This is a genomic window from Microbacterium sp. VKM Ac-2870 (assembly GCF_015350795.1).
In the GTDB taxonomy this organism is placed as follows: domain Bacteria; phylum Actinomycetota; class Actinomycetes; order Actinomycetales; family Microbacteriaceae; genus Microbacterium.
Genome location: NZ_JADKSH010000002.1, coordinates 598,603 through 618,680 on the forward strand (window position 1 = coordinate 598,603; position 20,078 = coordinate 618,680).

16 protein-coding genes are annotated in these 20,078 nt (G+C 68.9%); 5 read left to right on the forward strand and 11 right to left on the reverse strand.

All coding sequences use genetic code 11. The features are described from left to right. Window positions 1–699 (reverse strand): DUF1775 domain-containing protein, encoded by a 699-nt coding sequence (locus ITJ43_RS06680; RefSeq protein WP_194583030.1) that lies wholly within the window; start codon window positions 697–699, stop codon window positions 1–3. An 89-nt stretch (window positions 700–788) separates the two neighbouring features. Further along, window positions 789–1,391 carry a hypothetical protein gene (locus tag ITJ43_RS06685; RefSeq protein WP_323741148.1) on the reverse strand — a complete coding sequence of 201 codons (603 nt, stop codon included), beginning with the start codon at window positions 1,389–1,391 and terminating at the stop codon, window positions 789–791. A gap of 70 nt (window positions 1,392–1,461) precedes the next feature. Between ITJ43_RS06685 and ITJ43_RS06690 the strand changes: the two genes are divergently transcribed. Continuing rightward, entirely contained in the window at window positions 1,462–2,775 is a 1,314-nt protein-coding gene (locus ITJ43_RS06690; protein WP_194583031.1) for a M50 family metallopeptidase, read from the forward strand. Window positions 2,776–2,801: 26 nt separating this feature from the next. Here the strand turns inward: ITJ43_RS06690 and ITJ43_RS06695 are convergent, their stop codons facing one another. Continuing rightward, on the reverse strand, window positions 2,802–4,712 hold the full coding sequence (locus ITJ43_RS06695; RefSeq protein ID WP_194583032.1) for a chorismate-binding protein: 1,911 nt from the start codon (window positions 4,710–4,712) through the stop codon (window positions 2,802–2,804). An 882-nt stretch (window positions 4,713–5,594) separates the two neighbouring features. On the opposite strand from ITJ43_RS06695, the gene ispG reads away from it, so the two are divergent. Then, window positions 5,595–6,725, forward strand: a complete 1,131-nt coding sequence (gene ispG / locus ITJ43_RS06700; protein ID WP_194583208.1) for a flavodoxin-dependent (E)-4-hydroxy-3-methylbut-2-enyl-diphosphate synthase — start codon at window positions 5,595–5,597, stop codon at window positions 6,723–6,725. A 32-nt stretch (window positions 6,726–6,757) separates the two neighbouring features. On the opposite strand, the gene ITJ43_RS06705 is transcribed toward ispG, so the two are convergent. The 3 genes from ITJ43_RS06705 to ITJ43_RS06715 all read right to left on the reverse strand — a co-directional run bounded on the left by ITJ43_RS06705 (window position 6,758) and on the right by ITJ43_RS06715 (window position 11,230). After that, window positions 6,758–8,188: a maltokinase N-terminal cap-like domain-containing protein gene (locus tag ITJ43_RS06705; RefSeq protein WP_194583033.1), complete on the reverse strand. Its 1,431-nt coding sequence runs from the start codon at window positions 8,186–8,188 to the stop codon at window positions 6,758–6,760. After that, complete coding sequence (gene treS, locus ITJ43_RS06710) at window positions 8,185–9,954, reverse strand: maltose alpha-D-glucosyltransferase (RefSeq protein ID WP_194583034.1); 1,770 nt, start codon at window positions 9,952–9,954, stop codon at window positions 8,185–8,187. Before treS ends, ITJ43_RS06705 begins: the two co-directional genes overlap by 4 nt. 85 nt (window positions 9,955–10,039) lie before the next feature. Continuing rightward, window positions 10,040–11,230, reverse strand: coding sequence for a trans-sulfuration enzyme family protein (locus ITJ43_RS06715; RefSeq protein WP_194583035.1), 1,191 nt, complete (start codon window positions 11,228–11,230; stop codon window positions 10,040–10,042). Window positions 11,231–11,337: 107 nt separating this feature from the next. Between ITJ43_RS06715 and ITJ43_RS06720 the strand changes: the two genes are divergently transcribed. Further along, window positions 11,338–11,847: an Lrp/AsnC family transcriptional regulator gene (locus ITJ43_RS06720; protein ID WP_323741149.1), complete on the forward strand. Its 510-nt coding sequence runs from the start codon at window positions 11,338–11,340 to the stop codon at window positions 11,845–11,847. A 9-nt stretch (window positions 11,848–11,856) separates the two neighbouring features. Here ITJ43_RS06720 and ITJ43_RS06725 read toward each other — a convergent pair whose 3' ends face one another. The 3 genes from ITJ43_RS06725 to ITJ43_RS06735 are packed head-to-tail and all read right to left on the reverse strand — an operon-like array spanning window position 11,857 to window position 15,064. Further along, on the reverse strand, window positions 11,857–12,888 hold the full coding sequence (locus ITJ43_RS06725) for a 1-aminocyclopropane-1-carboxylate deaminase (protein WP_194583036.1): 1,032 nt from the start codon (window positions 12,886–12,888) through the stop codon (window positions 11,857–11,859). Continuing rightward, a complete protein-coding gene (locus tag ITJ43_RS06730) occupies window positions 12,885–13,574 on the reverse strand; it encodes a GntR family transcriptional regulator (protein WP_194583037.1) in 690 nt (229 codons plus the stop codon). Before ITJ43_RS06730 ends, ITJ43_RS06725 begins: the two co-directional genes overlap by 4 nt. 47 nt (window positions 13,575–13,621) lie before the next feature. After that, window positions 13,622–15,064, reverse strand: a complete 1,443-nt coding sequence (locus tag ITJ43_RS06735) for an RNB domain-containing ribonuclease (protein WP_194583038.1) — start codon at window positions 15,062–15,064, stop codon at window positions 13,622–13,624. A gap of 90 nt (window positions 15,065–15,154) precedes the next feature. Here ITJ43_RS06735 and ITJ43_RS06740 point away from each other — a divergent pair, with 90 nt between their 5' ends. Then, the gene (locus tag ITJ43_RS06740) at window positions 15,155–16,912 is read left to right on the forward strand and encodes a proline--tRNA ligase (RefSeq protein ID WP_194583039.1); all 1,758 of its coding nucleotides are present in this window, start codon (window positions 15,155–15,157) and stop codon (window positions 16,910–16,912) included. 25 nt (window positions 16,913–16,937) lie between these two features. Here the strand turns inward: ITJ43_RS06740 and ITJ43_RS06745 are convergent, their stop codons facing one another. Next, window positions 16,938–18,308 carry an HNH endonuclease signature motif containing protein gene (locus tag ITJ43_RS06745; RefSeq protein ID WP_194583040.1) on the reverse strand — a complete coding sequence of 457 codons (1,371 nt, stop codon included), beginning with the start codon at window positions 18,306–18,308 and terminating at the stop codon, window positions 16,938–16,940. Between the two features lie 148 nt (window positions 18,309–18,456). On the opposite strand from ITJ43_RS06745, the gene ITJ43_RS06750 reads away from it, so the two are divergent. Next, entirely contained in the window at window positions 18,457–19,512 is a 1,056-nt protein-coding gene (locus ITJ43_RS06750) for a TIGR00730 family Rossman fold protein (RefSeq protein ID WP_194583041.1), read from the forward strand. Between the two features lie 12 nt (window positions 19,513–19,524). Here ITJ43_RS06750 and ITJ43_RS06755 read toward each other — a convergent pair whose 3' ends face one another. Further along, complete coding sequence (locus ITJ43_RS06755; RefSeq protein WP_194583042.1) at window positions 19,525–20,025, reverse strand: pyridoxamine 5'-phosphate oxidase family protein; 501 nt, start codon at window positions 20,023–20,025, stop codon at window positions 19,525–19,527. Window positions 20,026–20,078: the final 53 nt, after the last annotated feature.

A 20,078-nucleotide genomic window follows, 5' to 3' on the forward strand; every position in this document is an offset into this window, starting at 1 on the left:
TCAGGCGCGGCGGCGGCGCACCAGTGTGACCACAAGCGCGGCGAGAGCGGCCACCAGAGCGCCGCCGCTGAGCCACCGCGCGACCGGGTCGGCGCCCGACGCGGATGCCGCGGCATCCATCGAGCCGTGCGCGTCGCCGTCGCTGTGCCCGGCTGACGAACCGTGGTCGTCGTCGTTCGCCGGGGCGACGGCGCCGACGGCGACGACCGGAGCCGGCGTCTTGAGGTCGGCTTCGGTCTGGCCGGACGCGGCCACCTCCGACCAGTTGGTCGATCCGGTGACACAGCTCTGCAGGACCGGGAAGGCCACCGATGTGTTGGCGGCGGACGACGCGAAGATCACGTCCATCGCGACGGATGCCGAGATGCCGGAGTCGACCGGGGCCAGCGCGGTAAAGGTGACGCGGGACGGGATGCCGTTGGCGTCCAGCTCACGAGAGATCTTCCACGCACCATCGAGTACGGGCTTGACGCCATCGATCCCCTGCGGGATGGTCACGGTGAGGGAAGTGGTGGGGGAGTCGTCGCAGCCGTGGCTGAACGAGAACGCCAGGCGTGTGGTCGCGCCCGCGGCCGACTCGTCGGGCGTGACGTGGACGTGCGCCGAGGCGGCGAGAGGTGCGGCCAGCACCAGTGCGGCGCCGGCGATGATGCCGGCGATCGTGCGGGTGCGGCGGCGGGAACGGGTGGGAACGGTCATCAGGGTGCTCTTTCTGTACGGGGGCCAGAACGGAACGTTCTGTAGCGAGGGTGCGGCCACGCCGCGGGACGCCGCGAGCGCGGCGGTGCTCAGCGTGCGAACGCCGGCGGTCCCCGTCGAGTGAGAGCAGTCAGGAATCGCGCCGCGTGCGCGAGGCGTGGCACGGGCGAGAGGACGGGCACCCGGGGGTGCGCCGCGGGGACAGCCGCCTGCGGACGCGTGAGAAGGCGACGGATGCCGCGGGCGATCACCACCAGGAGTTGCTCACCGTAGGCAACGAGGGCGATCGTGACGAGGCCCGCGAGAATGTGTCCGCACAGCATCGCCGGGCTCAGATGGCCCATCGCATGCGGGGCGCCCCCGTTGGCGAGCATCGGCATCGGCATCGGCATCGCGGGATGCTCGTGCGCGCCGCCGCCGAGGGGGCTGAGGCTTCCGACCGCGGCGAACGCCGCATGCAGGAAGATCTGTGCGGCCGCGATCGCGGCCGCCAAGCGCAGGAAGCTCCGTCGTCCGCCCACGAGGGCGACGGAGACGGGCGCGGCGAGCACAGTGACTGCCAAGAGGAGCCACAGGGGCGGCGGCGTGCCGCCTCCGATCGTGTGTCCCGTCGAGGCGAGTGTCGTGGCGATCGCCGCCGCGGCGGTGCCGCGCAGGGCCCGCAGGTGGCGGGTCGTCGGTCGATCGGGCACCTGTCGAGCCTAGTCGGCGTGCGTCGGCGTGTGAGCAAACTCAAAGAGGGTCCGGGTAGCGTGTTCGCTTGTGACCGTCATCGCCTTCATCGTCGGCGTCGTGCTGCTGGTCGTGGGACTCGCGGCATCCATCGCCCTGCACGAAATCGGCCACCTCGTGCCCGCAAAGCGCTTCGGGGTGCGCGTCGGTCAATACATGGTCGGTCTCGGTCCAACGCTGTGGTCGCGGCGCTTCGGCGAGACGGAGTACGGGATCAAGGCTCTTCCGCTCGGCGGCTATATCTCGATGGCGGGCATGTACCCGCCCGCCCCCGCCCGTGCCGGCCGCGCCGCCGCGGAGGGTCGTGCCGGTGGAGGCTTCTTCGCGACGATGGTGCAGGACGCCCGCGACGCCAACAACGAGACGATCGTCGGCGATGACCGCTCGGGTACCTTCTACGCGCTGCCCATGTGGAAGCGGATCGTCATCATGCTCGGCGGCCCGACCATGAACCTGCTGCTGGCGATGGTGTTGTTCGCGATCGTCTTCAGCGGCATCGGTGTGCAGACCGCGACGACGACCGTCGCCGCCGTCAGCGAGTGCGTCCTGCCTGCCGGGTCGACGCAGACCACCTGTACCTCAAGCGACCCGGTGTCGCCTGCGGCGGCGGGCGGCATCCTTCCCGGCGATGTCCTCGTATCGGTGGGCGGCACGGCGGTGGCGACCTTCGAGGAAGCGTCCGCGATCATCCAGGCATCGCCGAACGAGACGCTCGACATCGTCGTGCGTCGCGGCGGCGCCGAGCAGACGCTGCGAGTGACGCCGGCGCTCGCCGAGCGCCAGGTGGCCGGTCCCAACGGCACCGCGGTCACCGCCGAGGTCGGTTTCGTCGGAATGACGGTGACGCTGGACTACGTCCGTCAGCCGATCTGGGACGGGCCCCAAGCTGCCCTGCAGCAGGCCGGTCAGGTCGTCGGCATCATGTGGCAGCTTCCCGCGCGGGTCTATCAAACCGCTTCTGACCTCGTGACGGGAGCCCCGCGTGATCCGAACGGCCCGCTGTCGGTCGTCGGGGTCGGTCGCCTCGCTGGAGAGGCCGCCGCCACAGACGCGCCGGTCCTCAACCGCGTGGCGACGATTCTCGGGCTGCTCGGCTCGTTGAACCTCGCCCTGTTCGTCTTCAACCTCATCCCGCTGCTGCCGCTGGACGGCGGCCACGTGGTCGTCGCTCTCTGGGATGGTCTGAAGCGGGCCTGGGCGAAGCTCTGGCGCCGCCCTCGGCCGGCCCCGGTCGACGCGACGCGCCTCGTTCCGGTCACGTTCGTGGTCGTGATCGCCCTCATCGTGATGGGCGGCATCCTGATCATCGCCGACATCGTCAACCCGATGAAGATCTTCGGCTGACCCTGCGATACGCCGGGCCGCAGCGATCAGGCGAGGGCGTGCGCGACGAGTCGTTCGAGGGTCACCAGTCCGTCTCGCGACAGGATCGACTCGAGGTGCCCCTGCACCGACGCGTACCGCGGCCCTTGCAGCGCATAGACATCGCCGGACTGCGGGTCGGCGCAGATGCGCGTCTCACCGACCTCGACGGTGCCCGGTGCGACGCGAGCCGTGAACGTGTTGTAGAAGCCGATGGATGCCGGCATACCGAAGACATCCACTGTCTTCTGCAGGCCCTGATGCGGTGACGCCAGCGGGGCGAGACCGATGCCGAGCCGATCGGCGAGGATCTGATGACTCAGGCACACGGCGAGAAGGGGGAGCCCCTGCTCCACGCGTGCGGACACCACATCCCGCATGGCGCGGATGCGCGTGCTGTCGCCGTCCCGGGGATCACCGGGGCCGGGACCTGCGACGACCAGGTCGGCGGCATCGAGATCGGCGCGCTTCACCTGGCTCCACGGAGTGATCGCCACCGCGAATCCGAGGTGGCGCAGCTGGTGGGCGAGCATGGTGGTGAACCGGTCTTCGGCGTCGACGACGACGGCGGTGCGACCTGCGTACGGCCCGTCTGCCCCGCTCTGCTGCGGCGTCAGCCAGAACGGCGCGAGGCGCTCGTTGCGCGCCTCCAGCAGTGCAGCGATCGCGGGGACGTCGGCGAGACGCCGCGGCTCGGGGCGGGGGGCGTCGCCGTCGACCGTCGCGGCCGGCACGTCGCGGGGCACCGCTCCGATGGCGCCGAGCACACCCGCGGCTTTCCCGTGGGTCTCGCTCACCTCGCCGTCTGGATCGGAGTGGCGCACGAGGGTCGCGCCCACCGGGACGCGCAGCGTGCCGTCCACCAGATAGGCGGTGCGGATGAGGATGGGCGCGTCGAGATCGTGTCTGCCGCCGGGCGCCGGGGTGAACAGGGCTGCGACGCCCGAGTAGTAGCCGCGGGGAGCGCGTTCATGGCGCTGGATCACCGTGCAGGCGTTCTGCATCGGCGAGCCGGTCACGGTCGGCGCGAACATGGTCTCGCGGAGGATGTCGCGCGGATCCATCGTGCTCGCACCGCGCAGCATGTACTCGGTGTGTGTGAGGCGCGACATCTCTTTCAGATGGGGTCCGGTGATGCGTCCGCCGTCGCTGCAGACCGCGCTCATCATCTTGAGCTCCTCGTCGACGACCATGAAGAGCTCTTCCGTCTCTTTCGTCGACGACAAGAAATCAGTGAGGGTGTCGACGGTGGCGCCGCCCCGGGGATGGCGGAAGGTGCCGGAGATCGGGTTCATCGTGACGGTGCTGACACCGGGCGCGGCTGAGGTATCGGCCTGAGCGCTGACGTGGGCTTCGGGGCTCGCGCCGACCGCGAGGTGGCCCGGTGTCGAGACCAGAAACGTCCAGTAGGCCCCGCGTTCGTGTTCGAGCAGTGCACGGAACCATGTCAGACCGGCGGTGAGCGGATCGGCGGCGATCGACGCCGTGAAGTCGCGGCGAATGACGAAGTTGGCGCCCTCTCCGCGGCCGATCTCCTCTGCGATGACCGTGCGGACGATCGCGGCGTAGTCCTCGTCGGTGATGTCGAAGCCGGCATCCTTCAGCGGGATCGTCTCGTCCGGCAGCTGGGAGAGTAGCTCTGCGGTGGGAACCGTCGTATGTTCCTGGACGACGAGGCAGCGCAGCGGCGCGCCGTCGTCGTGGCAGGCGAACCCTCGCTCGACGACCTGGCGGTAGGGCACGAGCGCCAAGACCTCGCGCGCCCGACCGTTCGCATCGACGAGAGGGATGTCTGCGAGTCGCTCCACGTCGACGACGTCGCCGACGAGCAGTTCGACGGCGCCCGGATCCCGTGCGATCAGGGCAAAAGGACGCGCGGAGCGCAGCACGGTGTCCAGGAGGGAGGAGCTCGGGTTCATCGCCGGGCCTTTCTTCAGCTCGGGCGGACGGGACTCGTTCCGGGAACGAAAAGACCGCCTCGAGGGGCGGTCTGTGTGGGTTTGCGAACACACCGCCTCAGCGGGTGGGCCACCAGGAGGTGTTCGCGAACATGCGGTCACGATAGCAGAACGAACTATGGCCGCTGTCGTGCGATGTTCGCCAGCAACGCCAGGATCGAGGTATGCGCCTTCGCCCCGCTCGTCCCGCCCTTCTCGGCGCAGATGGCACCGCCGCCGTCCTCGGTGCCGGGCGACGCCCGACGACCTGGAAGGCTGGGCGGGTCCTTCCTTCGGAACCCTGGGTGGCATCGATCGCCGATGGGCGATCGACGGCACGGCCACGGCCGACAACACGACGTACCTGCAGGTCCAGGCCTATCCGCTGGATTCGCCGGTCTGCAGGCTGGGGCGCGCACGCGACCTCAGCCAGATCCGCCTGCCCGCATTCCCTGTACCGCATCGCAGTGCCGCCACCGCCGTGTGGTGGAACCTGACCACTGATTGCAACAGCCTTGGCCAGCGGATGCACCTCGAGGAACTCTTCGGCGAGGGGTATCGGACAGGCTGGTGGGAGGGCGACCCCGGCAAGCAATGGGACAACCGTCTGACGGCTTCGCAAGGGGTCGAGCGGATGTGCCAGTGGTTCCCCGATACTCGCGCGAGGACACAAGAGACGGAAAATACGACATCACGACGCTGTCGACGTTCCCCGGTGCGGCGTGGGACGCCTCGCGCTTCACGACCGGAGCCGATCCAGGTAGCGGGCGCGCAGAACGCACGCGCGCAGCAACAGGGCTGACCTACAGCCCCCGCGCGGCGCACGCGGCGTAGGCTGGTCCGGTGCCAGCAGTGAATCTCGGAATGCCGCGCGTGCCTGACGTCCTCGCCCCGCGTCGCAAGAGTCGTCAGATCAAGGTCGGCAAGGTGCTCGTCGGCGGTGATGCGCCGGTGAGCGTGCAGTCGATGACCACGACGCCCACCACGAACATCAACGCGACGCTGCAGCAGATCGCCGAGTTGACGGCATCCGGGTGCGAGATCGTCCGTGTCGCCGTTCCCAGTCAGGACGACGCCGACGTGCTGCACATCATCGCGAAGAAGAGTCAGATCCCCGTGATCGCCGACATCCACTTCCAGCCGAAGTACGTGTTCCAGGCGATCGACGCCGGCTGCGGCGCGGTGCGCGTCAACCCCGGCAATATCCGCAAGTTCGACGACCAAGTCGGCGATATCGCCAAGGCGGCCAAGGACGCCGGGGTGTCGCTGCGCATCGGCGTGAACGCCGGCTCGCTCGACCGACGGCTGCTCGAGAAGTACGGCAAAGCGACCCCCGAGGCGCTCGTGGAGAGCGCGGTGTGGGAAGCCTCGCTGTTCGAGGAGCACGACTTCCACGACTTCAAGATCTCGGTCAAGCACAATGACCCGATCGTGATGGTCAAGGCCTACCGCCTGCTCGCCGAGCGTGGCGACTGGCCCCTTCACCTGGGCGTCACTGAGGCCGGTCCGTCCTTCCAGGGCACGATCAAGAGCGCGACCGCGTTCGGCATCCTGTTGGGCGAGGGAATCGGCGACACGATCCGCGTCTCGCTGTCGGCGCCGCCCGCCGAAGAGGTGAAGGTCGGTCACCAGATCCTGCAGTCCCTGAACCTGCGCGAGCGCAAACTCGAGATCGTGTCGTGCCCGTCGTGCGGGCGGGCGCAGGTCGACGTCTACACGCTCGCCAACGACGTCACCGAAGGCCTCAAGGACATGACCGTGCCGCTGCGGGTCGCCGTCATGGGCTGCGTCGTCAACGGACCCGGTGAGGCGCGTGAGGCCGACCTCGGCGTCGCGTCCGGCAACGGCAAGGGGCAGATCTTCGTCAAGGGCGAAGTCATCAAGACGGTGCCCGAGGCCGAGATCGTGGCCACCCTGATCGAAGAGGCCAACCGCATCGCCGACGAGATGGGCCCCGACGCCCCGCTCGGAACGGCGCAGGTCGTCACGGTCTGAGCCTTCGGGGGCCGTCGCTCCGGCGGTGCGGGTCAGTCCGGCGCGATCTCGGCGAGTGCGGCCAGGGGTATCGCCGTCCATGCGGGGCGGTTGCGCTTCTCGTACACCGCTTCGTAGACCGCTTTGTCGGCCACGTACGCGTTGAGCAGCGTGAACCGAACGCTGCGGTCGCCGTCCGCGGAGCCGGCTATCGAACCGTCGCGAGCGGCGACGTACGCGTCGAGGAAGCTGCGTCGGGCCCGCTCCGACCATCGGCGGGCCTGTTCGGAGCGCACGCTGCGTTCCTGCTCGTTCACCGACACCTGCGACATCTCGACCACCCCGGTCGCGTAGTCGAAGGAGCGGAGCATGCCCGCGACGTCGCGCCAGGGCGAGTCGGGCAGGGCCCGCTCGGCGAAGGGGCGCCCGGGCTCTCCCTCGAAGTCGACGATCCGCCAGCCGTGGGCGGTACGCAGCGTCTGACCGAGGTGCAGGTCGCCGTGAATGCGCTGCACGTCCAGGCCGTCGGCCGCGGCGACTGCGCGGTACACGGCGCGAAGGCGCGGTGCGATCGGTTCGAGCTCGGGCACCACGCGCAGCGCCGCGTCGAGGCGTTCGGTCATCGCCCGCGCAAGCTCAGCGGTGCTGTCGGGCCCGCGGCGCTCGGAAGGAAAGCTCCGCCGCAGCGCTTCATGCACGTCGGCGAGCGCCTCTCCGAGCCGTGCTGCCTCACCCGCGAAGTCGCCACCGGAGCCGTCGATCGTCTGCTCCGGATCGGCGAGCAGGGTGCGGACGCTGCCGAGCGCGAGTTCGAAGCCGTCGGAGGCGGTGCGCAGGAAATCCTGCAGCATGGCCAGCTGCACGATCTCGCCGTCGATCTCGGTCTCCACCCAGCCGTACAGGGCGGCGACGTGTTCTGCGCCTGCGCGCGTGAGCTCCTCGTGGATCTCGATATCGGGATTGATCCCGGGGCTGATCTTGCGGAACACCTTCATGATGGCGACGTCGTCGTAGCGCACCGATGAGTTGGATTGCTCTCCGGTCATCGGCGAAGAGCGCAGCTCGGGATCGAGGGCGTGGCTGCCGCTGACCCGCCGAAAGCGCAGCCCGGCAAGATCCGACAGCCCGCTGGCTTCGGCCCCGATGAAACCGTCGAGCCACCACTGCATGGCCTCGCGGTCGTGCAGGGCGTCGTAGAGGTGTCGGGTGCGCTCGCCGGAGGTGACCGGTCCGACGTACGCATGCCCGATGCGCTCCTCGATCTCGTCGTACACGGCCAACGGCACCTGGTAGCGCTCGACGCCGTCTTCGCCGTCGGCGTACGACACCGTGACCACGCACATGATGGTGTCGGGCAAGGGGTGACGGTCGCGCAGCCGCGCGATCACGCGCACATCGGAGACGTGGAAGGGGCGCCCCTTGCCGCCGAACCAGCGCGTCCGGGCGAGATAGGCCTCCAGCAGTGCGTAGTCGATGTCGGTCACAGCAGTCCCCTCTCCGCCGATTCCTCGGCCGGCGTGTGCAGCTGGAACCAGAAGAAGGCGTGGCCTCCCAGCGTCAGCAGGTACGGCAGTTCTCCGATACGCGGGAACGGCACCCCGCCGATCAGCTCGACGGGAACGAGCCCCTCGAACCGGCGCAGGTCGAGTTCGACCGGCTGCGGGAACTGCGAGAGGTTGTTGACGCAGAGGATGACGTCGACGGTGCCGTCGTCGTTGGTGTGCTCGCGTGAGTAGGAGAGCACCGCGGGGTTGGAGCCGCCGAGGTCGTTGAAGCTCCCGAGGCCGAACGCGGGATGGCGCTTGCGCGCCTGGATCATCTGCCGCGTCCAATGCAGCAGCGACGAGCGGTCCTCCTGCTGGGCCTCGACGTTGACGGCGAGGTAGCCGTAGACGGGGTCCTGCACGATCGGCAGGCTCAGCTTGCCCGGGGTGGCCGACGAGAAGCCCGCGTTGCGATCGCTCGTCCACTGCATGGGGGTGCGCACGCCGTCGCGGTCGCCGAGCCAGATGTTGTCGCCCATACCGATCTCGTCGCCGTAGTAGAGCACCGGTGATCCGGGAAGCGAGAGCAGGAGGGCGGTGAACAGTTCGATGCGGTCGATGTCGTTGTCCAGCAGGGGTGCGAGGCGGCGGCGGATGCCGATGTTGGCCTTCATCCGCGGGTCCTGCGCGTATTCGTGCCACATGTAGTCGCGGTCCTCGTCGGTCACCATCTCGAGGGTCAGCTCGTCGTGGTTGCGCAGGAAGATTCCCCACTGGCATCCCGAGGGAATCGTCGGCGTCTGCGCGAGGATCTCGCTGATCGGGTAGCGCGACTCGCGGCGCACGGCCATGAAGATGCGCGGCATGACGGGGAAGTGGAAGCACATGTGGCACTCGTCGCCGCCGACGTCCGGGTCGCCGAAGTAGTCGACGACGTCCGCCGGCCACTGGTTTGCTTCGGCGAGCAGAACCCGCCCGGGGTAGTTCTCGTCGACGAAACGGCGCACGGTTCGCAGGAACTCGTGCGTCTCGGGGAGGTTCTCGCCGTTGGTCCCCTCCCGCTCGTACAGGTACGGCACGGCGTCGAGCCGGAATCCGTCGAGCCCCATGTCGAGCCAGAAGCTCATGGCGTCGAGCATCGCTTCGCGCACGCGCGGGTTGTCGAAGTTGAGGTCGGGCTGATGCGAGAAGAAGCGGTGCCAGAAGTACTGCTGTCGCACCGGATCCCACGTCCAGTTGCTGGGTTCGGTGTCGACGAAGATGATCCGCGCCTCGTCATAGAGGTCGTCGCTGTCGTTCCACACGTAGAAGTCGCCGTAGGGCCCGGTGGGATCGCTCCGACTGGCCTGGAACCACGGATGCTCGTCACTGGTGTGATTCATGACGAAGTCGATGATCACCTTGATGCCGCGTTCGTGGGCGGCGTCAAGGAACTCCTGGAAGTCGGCGATCGTGCCGAGCCCGGGCTGGACTCCCGTGTAGTCGGAGACGTCGTATCCACCGTCGCGCAACGGCGAGGGGAAGAACGGCGGCACCCACAGGCAGTCCACGCCGAGCCATTGAAGGTAGTCGAGCTTTCCGATCAGACCCCGGAAATCGCCGGTCCCGTCACCGTCGGAATCCTTGAACGAGCGCACCAGCACTTCGTAGAACACCGCCGTCTTGAACCACTCCGGGGCCGGGCTGCCCGGCGTATCGGGAAACGGGTCCTGGGTGATGATCGGGATCGACGCCGTGTACGGTGCCGGTTCGGTGAACTCGCTCATTCAGCCATCCTTCGCGTCGGATGGTGTCCAATCTGCTACAGATCGGGCGGCTTTCGCACTCCCTTGATCAACTTCGTGGCGAGTGTTAGGCCGTCGTCCTCGCGCGCGCCGCGGTCGTCGTGGCCAACGCGTTCTCGAGATCGGCGATGAGGTCGTCGACGTGTTCGAGCCCGATCGACAGGCGCAGGATGTCGGCGTCGGGCCGCGCATCCGCAGCCACGGGCCGGTGCGTGAGGGCCGCCGGATGTTGGATGAGCGAGTCGACGCCGCCGAGCGAGACCGCGTGGGTGAACAGGCCAGTGGATGCCGCGACCCGAGCGGCCGCCTCGTAGCCGCCGCGGAGGCGGATTGCCACCATCGCGCCGGTCCCGTGCTGCTGGCGGGCCAGGAGTCCGCCGGGGTCGCCGTGCAGCCCCGGGTAGAACACCTCCGAGACGGCGTCGTTCGCCACGAGATGCCGGGCGATCGCGGCGGCGGACTCCTGCTGCGCCCGCATCCGCAGCGGAAGCGTCGGCAGTCCGCGGTGCAGCAGGTAGGCGCCGAGCGGGTGCAGGATGCCGCCGGTGATCGCGCGCACGCGTCGTAGCGCCGCGGCCGACTCGTGGCTGCACGCGATGACGCCGCCGACGACGTCGCCGTGGCCACCCAGGTACTTCGTGGCGCTGTGCAGCGACAGCGCGGCTCCGTGGTCGAGAGGGCGCTGCAGCACCGGCGTGGCGAACGTGTTGTCCACGAGGACGGGCACCGCGCCCGCCTGCTCGACGACGTCGGCGATGTCGACGAGCTCGAGCGTCGGGTTCGCGGGGGTCTCCACCACGACCAGACCCGTGTTGGCGCGCACCGTCGCGCCGACCTCCGAGGGAGTGCAGAAGCTCACCTCGGTGCCGAGCAGGCCGGTGGACAAGAGGTGATCGCTTCCGCCGTACAACGGACGAACCGCGACGACGTGCGGCTTTCCCACCGATGTGGTGTGCGAGAGCACCGCCGCGGTGAGTGCGGCCATTCCCGACGCGAAGGCGACGGCGGCGTCGGCGTGTTCGAGAGCGGCGAGCGCCTCTTCGAAGCGGGCCACCGTGGGGTTCCACAGCCGCGCGTACACGTGGCTGCCGCCGTCGATCGGCACACCCCCGGTCGCCAACGCCTCGTAGGAGTCGCCTCCGAGCTCGACATCTGGCAGGGGGTAGGTCGAAGACAGGTCGAGAGGCGGGGTGTGCACGCCGAGGGCGGCGAAGTCGGCGCGGCCGGCGTGGACGGCGAGCGTGTCGGGGTGGTCCATGCGCCGAGTATGAACGAAACCACAGCTTCATCTAGATGTGATTGCGTAATGCACCAAGAGATGATCTGATCATTCCGTCCGACACAATCTTGATTGGCAATGGCGGTGTGATCTTGGCGGAATCGCAATCAACGGCATCCGCTCTGGACGACCTCGATCTGCGGGTTCTGGCAGCGCTCGTTCGCGCGCCGGCCCGCTCGAACAAGGCGCTCTCCGCCGACCTCGGCATCGCTGAGTCGACGTGCGCCTACCGCGTGCGGTCCCTGCGCAGCCGCGGGGTGCTCTCCGGTGTGCGTGTGCTCGTGGACCCGGCCGCGCTGGGGCTTCCGCTGCAGGCGGTCATCCGCGTGCGCTTGGGTCGTCACACGCGCGAAGGAGTGGGACGACTGTTCGACGCGATCGTCGCGACGCCGGGAGTCATCGAGGCGTTCCATGTCGCGGGGGAGGATGACTTCCTCGTGCACGTCGCCGTGGAGGATGCCGCGGCGCTGCGCGATATCGTGCTCCAGCACATCACGGTGCACGACGCCGTGCGCACGACAGAGACGCACCTCGTCTTCGAACGGCGCGAGGGCGTGGGCCCGCTTGCCCGCGTGAAGGGGTCGACGTCCGCCTGACGGTCCGCGTCAGGCCCCAGCAGGATCCCAGAGCGCGTGGTAGGCGTTGATCGCCGGCTGACCGCCGAGGTGGGCGTACAGCACGGTCGATGATGCGGGGATGTCGCCCGAACGCACGAGATCGATGAGCCCGGCCAGTGACTTGCCCTCGTACACGGGGTCGGTGATCATGGCCTCCAGCTGAGCGCCGAGCGCCATCGCCTCCATGGTCGAGTCGACCGGGATGCCGTACAGCTCGCCCGCCCAGCCCTCGAGCACCTGGATCTCGTCGTCGCGGACGTCACGGCCGAGCTCGATGAGTTCGGCCGTGCGCCGGGCGATCCGCGCGACCTGGTCGCGGGTCTTCTCGAGGGTGGCCGAGGCGTCGATCCCGAGAACGCGGCGCTTCACCCCCGTCAGCTCTTCGAGTGCGGCGAAGCCGGCGATCATGCCGGCGTGGGTGGAGCCGGTCACCGTGCAGACCACGATCGTGTCGAAGAACACGCCGAGCTGCTTCTCCTGCTCGGCGACCTCGAACGCCCAGTTGGCGAAGCCGAGCCCGCCCAGTGGGTGCTCGCTCGCGCCGGCCGGGATCGGGTACGGCGTGCCGCCGGCAGCCTCGACCTCGGCGAGGGCCTGCTTCCACGAGTCGCGGATGCCGATGTCGAAGCCCGCGTCATCCAGGCGGGAGTCGGCCCCCATCATGCGAGACAGCAGGATGTTGCCGACCTGATCGTTGGTGGGGTCGCCCCAGGGAACCCATTTCTCCTGGACGAGTCGAGCTTTCAGACCCAGGTGGGCGGCGACCGCGGCGACCTGTCGCGTGTGGTTGGACTGGTACCCGCCGATGGAGACGATGGTGTCGGCGCCGGAAGCGAGGATGTCGGGAACGATGTACTCGAGCTTGCGCACCTTGTTGCCGCCGAAGGCCAGCCCGCTGTTGACGTCTTCGCGTTTGGCCCACACCTGCGCGCCGCCCAGGTGACGGCTGAGTCGTTCGAGGTGCTGCAGCGGGCTCGGGCCGAACGTGAGCGGGTGGCGAGGGAACTCGTGCAGCTTCATGCGGGGTCCTGTTCTGTCGGGCCGTTGTCTGTCGGTGCGGGGGGAAGGGCCAAGCTCTGCCAGGTCTGCTCGGCGAGCCGAGCGGCGCCATCGGCATCGCCGGCGGCGCAGAGGACGATGAGCTGGTCGTGTCGGGCGGCGGAGGCCGCGCCCTCGCGCGACGCGAATCGCCGTCGCTCGACGCGGCGCAAGACCGGTTCGTATTGTGCGATCACGGCCACCGCGGCGGCGTTGCCGGACGCGACGAGGGCGACACGGTGGAACCGCTCGTCGGCCGCGAGTGCGGCGTCGACGTCGCCGCTGTGTTGAGCCGCGGCGAACGCCGCATTCGCGGCGCGCATCGCGTCGAGGTCACCGGTCGTCAGCCGGGGCACAGCGGTCCGCATCGCGAGGGCGTGCATCGCGCCCACGACGGACTGCGCGTCGCGGATGGCCGTCGGGTCGATCGGGGCGACGACCGTGGACCGGCCCGGTGTCGCGGTGATCAGGCCCGCCCGGGCGAGTTCCAGCAGCGCCTCACGCACCGGAGTGCGGCTGACGCCGAGTCGTTCGGCGAGTTCGCCGTCGCGGAGTTGCTCGCCGGGTGCGAGGGTGCCGTCGACGATCGCGTCGCGCAGCCGCGCGTGCACGTCGTCGCGTAAGAGTGCACGCGTTACGGGCGCAAGGTCGGAAGACACGATATGCAATATATCGCAGAGAGAATACCGAGCGCGTGTTCGCCCGAGGATCTCGTCTAAACGGGTGCGAACCCGACGCTGCCGTTGACGATGGATGCCGCTGCCAGCCGCACCCGCACGGTCGAACCAGGGCGTGCGTCCAGCCCCTTCACGGTCGACTCCACCGGCGGCTCGCTGAGCTGGATACGCACGCCGTCACCGCGCCTGCTCACCACCACGGCGTCGTACTCCTCGCCGACATGACCGGTGAGCACGGCCGCCTCGACACGATCGATGGAGCCGGCTTCGAGCTGTCCGGCGCGGGCGCTGCTGCTCGACATGATCTTCGGCAGCACGTCGAGCGATTCGCGGGCCCACCACGGAACCTCGCGACCGTTGGCGAGAGCCTCGCAGATGACGAGCGACCATCGGTCGACGAGGCGCCGCAGCGGCGCCGTCGTGTGCGCATAGGCAGCGCCGATCGCCGCCTGCGCGGTCTGTGCCGGGATGGCGCCGTCGAAAGCGGCATACCCGGCGCCCCGGAAGAGGCCAGCGGCACATTCGCGCACGGCGCGAGCGGCGGGGGAGCGGTCGAGCGTGCGCAGGTAGTCGCCGTAGGCGACTTCGGTGTGCCACGGCATCCCGAGGGCGACCGTCTGTGCGCGGAACTCCTCGAGGTCGTCGGGTCGCGCGGGCGGCATGGTGCGCAGAATGCCCACACCGCCGCGGATCATGATGTCCGCCGCGGCCATGCCTGTCAGCAACGAGACGTCGGCGTTCCAATCCTCCAGCGGCACCCCGTAGCTGCGCTCCAGCGCGTAATCGGTGCCGTCGTCGCGGCTGATGATGCGCGTCTCGGGCAGGTTCAGACTCGCGCCGCCGCGTTCACGCTCCCTCTCGGCGCGGGCGGCACCGAACCACGGCAGGGCCGCGAGGGTGGGTGGGGCAGTCCCGGCGTCGATGGCGTGCTGCGCCTCGGGGTACGACCATTGGCGTCGCGAACGAACGATCGCTCGGGTGATCGACGTCTCGGTCGGTCGGGCTCCGTCGTCGAGCACGAACCGCCATACGTAGGCGCGGCGGTCTCTTCCCGGCAGCAACGACGCGGCATCCTCGCTGAGCGCCTCGGGATGCAGAGGAATGCGGCCATCGGGCGCGTACAGCGTCTGGCCGCGACGGCGGGTCTCGGCATCCAGGGCACCGCCCGGTGTCACGAACGCGGGGACATCCGCGATCGCGTAGTGCAGGATGCCGCCGGTGGCGGTGCGTTCGAGGTGGACCGCCTGGTCGAGGTCGGTGGAGCCCGCCGGGTCGATCGTGAGGAACTCGATCGCGCGGAGGTCGACGAGGCCAGAGACCACGGGGTCGACCGGCACGTGTCGCGCAGACGCCTCGGCCTCGCGGAGCGCGTCGGCGGGGTAGGCGGCGGGCAAGGAGAGCTCGTCGCGCAGAGCCGCGAGCGACGCGGCCAGCTCGCCGCGCAGCGAACGAGGGACGAAGCGAGAGCGGCGGTGCGGCACGGGGTCAGTGTAGGGCGGTGCTCGCCGTCACTCGACTCCCGCTATCGAGGGCCGCTGACGGCGGCGCGCCGCGGACTAGGCTTGACGCTCGTGGTCACCCGTCTGTCGAACTTCTTCCTCCGCACGCTTCGCGAAGACCCCTCGGATGCCGAGGTCACGAGCCACCGCCTGCTCGTGCGCGCCGGCTACATCCGCCGCCAGGCGCCGGGAATCTTCGCCTGGCTGCCGCTCGGACTGCGGGTGAAGGCGCGCATCGAGACCATCATCCGCGAGGAGATGTCCGCGGCGGGGGCGCAGGAAGTGCATTTCCCCGCGCTCATGCCCCGCGACCCCTACCAGGCGACGGGTCGGTGGGAGGAGTACGGCGACGGCATCTTCCGCCTGAAGGACCGCAAGGGCGCCGACTACCTGCTCGCTCCGACCCACGAAGAGGCCTTCACACTGCTCGTGAAAGACCTCTACGGTTCGTACAAAGATCTGCCGCTGACGATCTACCAGATCCAGGACAAGTACCGCGACGAGGCTCGACCCCGCGCCGGGCTCCTGCGCGGGCGCGAGTTCACGATGAAGGACGCCTACTCGTTCGACTACACCGACGCCGGGCTCGACACGAGCTACATGGCTCAGCGTGACGCCTACGAGCGCATCTTCCAGCGTCTCGGCCTGGAGTACGTCATCGTCCAGGCGGATGCCGGGGCGATGGGCGGCTCGCGCAGCGAGGAGTTCCTGCACCCCACCGCGATCGGCGAAGACACCTTCGTGCGTTCCGCGGGAGGCTACGCAGCCAACGTCGAGGCGTACGAGACGCTCGCGCCGGCACCGATCCCCTTCGACGGTCTGCCCGCGCCCGTGATCTTCGACTCGCCCAACACGCCCACCATCGACACGCTCGTCGCCCACGCGAACGGGGTCCTGGACGGCGAGTACACCGCCGCGCAGACGCTCAAGAACGTGGTCCTGGCCCTGACCCACCTCGACGGCTCCCGCGAGCTGGTGATCGTCGGCGTCCCCGGTGACCGCGACATCGACGACAAACGCGTCGAAGTGGCTTTCGCGCCCGCCGAGGTCGAGCCTGCGACCGCCGACGATTTCGAGAAGCACCCGCTGCTGGTGAAGGGGTACATCGGTCCGTGGTCGCCCGAGGGAGCAATCCTGGGTGGAGGGTCGGCCACCGGCATCCGCTACTTCCTCGACCCCCGCGTGGTCGAGGGCACCAGCTGGATCACCGGTGCCAACATCGACCAGAAACATGTGCACTCGCTCGTCGCCGGCCGCGACTTCGCCGCCGACGGCTTCGTCGAGGTCGCAACGGTGCGCGCGGGCGACCCTGCTCCCGACGGTTCCGGGCCCGTTGAGCTCGCTCGCGGCATGGAGATCGGTCACGTGTTCCAGCTCGGCCGCAAGTACGCCGACGCGCTGGGGCTGAAGGTCCTCGACGAGAACGGCAAGCTCGTCACAGTGACAATGGGCTCGTACGGCATCGGCGTCACCCGCATTCTCGCGATCATCGCCGAGCTCAACAACGACGACAAGGGCCTGATCTGGCCGGCGTCCGTCGCGCCGTTCGACGTGCAGGTGGTTGCGACGGGGCGGGATGCCGCGGCATTCGAACTCGCGGAGACGCTGTCGGCCGACCTCGAGTCGGCTGGCCTCGACGTGCTCTACGACGACCGCCCGAAGGTGTCTCCCGGCGTCAAGTTCGGCGACGCCGAGCTGATCGGTGTGCCGCAGATCGTCATCGTCGGTCGCGGTGCGGCCGACGGCGAGGTGGAGCTGTGGGATCGCCGCTCCGGTGAGCGCACGCTCGTGTCGGCGGCGGATGCCGTGGCGCGCCTCGCCGCGGGCTGAGTTCGAAGCGCTGCGGCACCGCGCGTCAGAACGGCGCGGGTACGGTGTCGTCGATAACCGGAGTTTCGGGTTGGAAGACCGGCATGCGTCGCTCCGGTTCCACGAGGTACCGCCGTCCGTAGGGTGAGGTCCACTCGACGACGCCGCCGCTTCCGGGAACCTGGACGACGCTCCACCCGCCGTGGTGCTTGACCGTGTGATGGCCGGTGCACAGTGGCGCGAGATTATCGGCCGAGGTCGCCCCGCCGTTCTGCCAGGCGAGGGTGTGATCGATCTCGCAGCGTGAGGCCGGCATCGTGCAGCCGGGTGCCATGCAGCGCTCCGCTCGCCACCGCACCAGGCGACGCAACTCGGGTGGAGGCTCGTATCGGCCGCGCCCCACGGAGAGCACGACTCCGGTTTCGGGGTGAGTCAGCACACGCATCCAGCTCTTCGCGCCGCCGCTGAGCAGGCGCGCCTGCGCGATCGGAATGGGTCCGACGCCCTCCACCGTCGCCGATGCAGTCGCGCCCGCCCCACCCTGCTCGTCGACGGTCTCGCCGGCGAGGAGGGACAGCGCAGGCACCGTCACCACGACGGTCGGTCGGATTCCACGCACCGCCGCGGCGTGGCCCTCGCAGCGGCCGTCGATCAGCAGATCGCAGAGCACATCCGCGCGTACCTGATCGAGAGTGCGCTCGTCGACGTCGTGGCTCGCACCCGTCGTGTCGCGGCGGTCGTGGGCCCGGCGCCCCGTGATGACCGCCGTCATGCGCGTCAGGCGGTCGAAGATCGCGTGTGCCTCCACCGACGGAAGGTAGGCCGTCAGTCGCGACATTCCCTCCGTGGCCTGTTCGACATGCACGTGTCGCCGATCCAGCGCCCGCGTGCGCGTCTCTATCGCCGTCTCGGTGCTCAGCACGGCGACGAGGTCGCGAAGACGGCGACGAAACGCGCCGGCCGGAAGCTCCTCGGCGAGCTCGATCGCACGGTCGGTGAGCCGAGAGCGGACCGTCGGCTCGGCTTCATCCAGGACATCGATGAGAAAACGAGCATGCTGATCGGTGATGCGGGCGCAGCGCAACGCCTCCAGTGCGCCCGGGTAACGCTCGACGAGCGCCGTTGCGCGCACCATGAGGTCACCTGCGGCGTACTCGGTGATGCGCAGAGCCGCGGCCAGCTCAAGGCGCAGCGAGCGATCGACCATTTCGTCGGTGCACGCGCGCACCGGGGCCGCCCGCATCGCGTCCCGTCGCGCCTCGGCGACGCAGGTGTACTGCTCCGCCGTGTGCAGGGCGAGCAATGTCGCGACATCGGTCACCTGGGCGACCGGATCGCGGGGGAGAAGCGCCGGTTCGTACAGGGCGGCCTCGTCCCACCAGCCCGGGTCGGGCTCGGCATCGATGTCGGTCACCATGCCTACAGTGTAGAACAAAGATTCGAAACTCGGAAGAGAGAAATGTGATGGATATGACGGAATCGCTGTCCAGCAGCCGTCCTCCGCAGCGAACGGGACGTTCCACCGCCGTTCACCCGAAGCCACGCCGAGATGTCAGGCTGGAGGTATGCCCGACAGTTCCATGCTCCCTCCCGCCGTGACCGACGGCATCCGCCGCCTGCTCGACGACGCTGGCATCACGGCCGACGTCGACCTCGTCGCGCGCATCCTCGCGACGGGGGTGGGTATGGGCGTCGACGGCACGGATCGACTCGACCTCAAGATCACGTCGGCCGCGCTCACCGAGATGCGCGCGGCGTTCCGGTTGTTCGCGCCGTTTCAGGGAGTACCCAAGGTCACCGTTTTCGGTTCGGCGCGCACCGCGCCCGATTCCGAGCTGTACCGCCTCACCGTCGAGCTGACGCAAGCGCTGGCGTCGCGCGGGTGGATGACGGTCACCGGCGCGGGGCCGGGGATCATGCAGGCGGCGGCGCAAGGAGCCGGGCCCGACCACTCTCTGGGCGTGTCGATCAGGCTGCCCTTCGAGGAGAAGCCGAACGCGATCATTGCCGCCCACGCGCGCAATGTCGCCATGAAGTACTTCTTCACACGCAAGCTCATGCTGGTCAAGGAGTCGAGCGGTTTCGTCTGCATGCCCGGCGGGTTCGGCACACTGGATGAGATGTTCGAGCTGCTGACGCTGCAGCAGACCGGCAAAGCGTCGCCGACGCCCATCGTGCTGCTCGACCGCCCGGAAGGCACGTTCTGGGAGGGGCTTCGCCGGTTCATCGATGAGCACCTCATCCCCGAGGGCGTGATCTCACCCGACGATCTCGACCGCGTGGTCGTGACCGACTCGGTGCAGGCAGCCGTCGAGGAGATCACCGGCTTCTACCGCAACTACGTCTCGCTGCGCTGGGTGGGCACACGTCTCGTCCTGCGGCTTCGCGCCACACCCACCGACGCCGACGTCGCGGTTCTGAATGAGCGATTCGGCGATCTCCTCGTCGACGGCGAGATCGAGCGGCGGGGGCCTCTGAAAGCCGAACGCGAAGACGAGGACATGCTCGACGCGCCGCGACTGGTCCTGCGCTTTGCGCAGCGGCGCGTGGGGGAGCTGCATCACCTGATCCGTGCGATCAACGCGTTGCCGAGCGCGCCCATTCAGGCGCGCCCGGCGTAAGCGCGGGCGGGATCAGCAGACGATCTTGCCGTGGTTCATCGTGTGGTCCGGCGTCTCGCGCGTGACGAGAGCCTTGAGCATGCCGGCGGCCATGACCAACGTGCCGTGGGCCGGCTCCCAGAACTCGGTTTCGACGGGCGCGACCTTCAACAGGGCGATGTCGGGGGTCTCCAGCCCATCGTCGAACCAGATGTCGAGCGACGGCGACCACAGCTGCTCCATCCGCGCCCGGTCGTGGACGATCGTCGCGCGCCCCGCGACGGAGACGTAGCGCATGCCCTTCGCGTCGCAGTAGGCGAGGTTCACATCGCGATCGGCCTCGATCTCGTCGGCCTTCTTCGTCTCATCCGACGTGAAGAACCAGATGTCGCCGTTCTCGTCCATCTCCCGCGTGCTCATGGGGCGGCTGACGAGCCGGCCGGCGGCATCCACCGTCGTGAGCATGGTGAAGTCGATGTCTTCCACGAGCGCCTTCACGCGATCGCGGGCCTCGGTTCCAGTGAGTTCAGTCATGCATCGACTCTGCCGCCGTGGCCTGGCCGCTCCCAGGGCCTTGACAGAGCCCG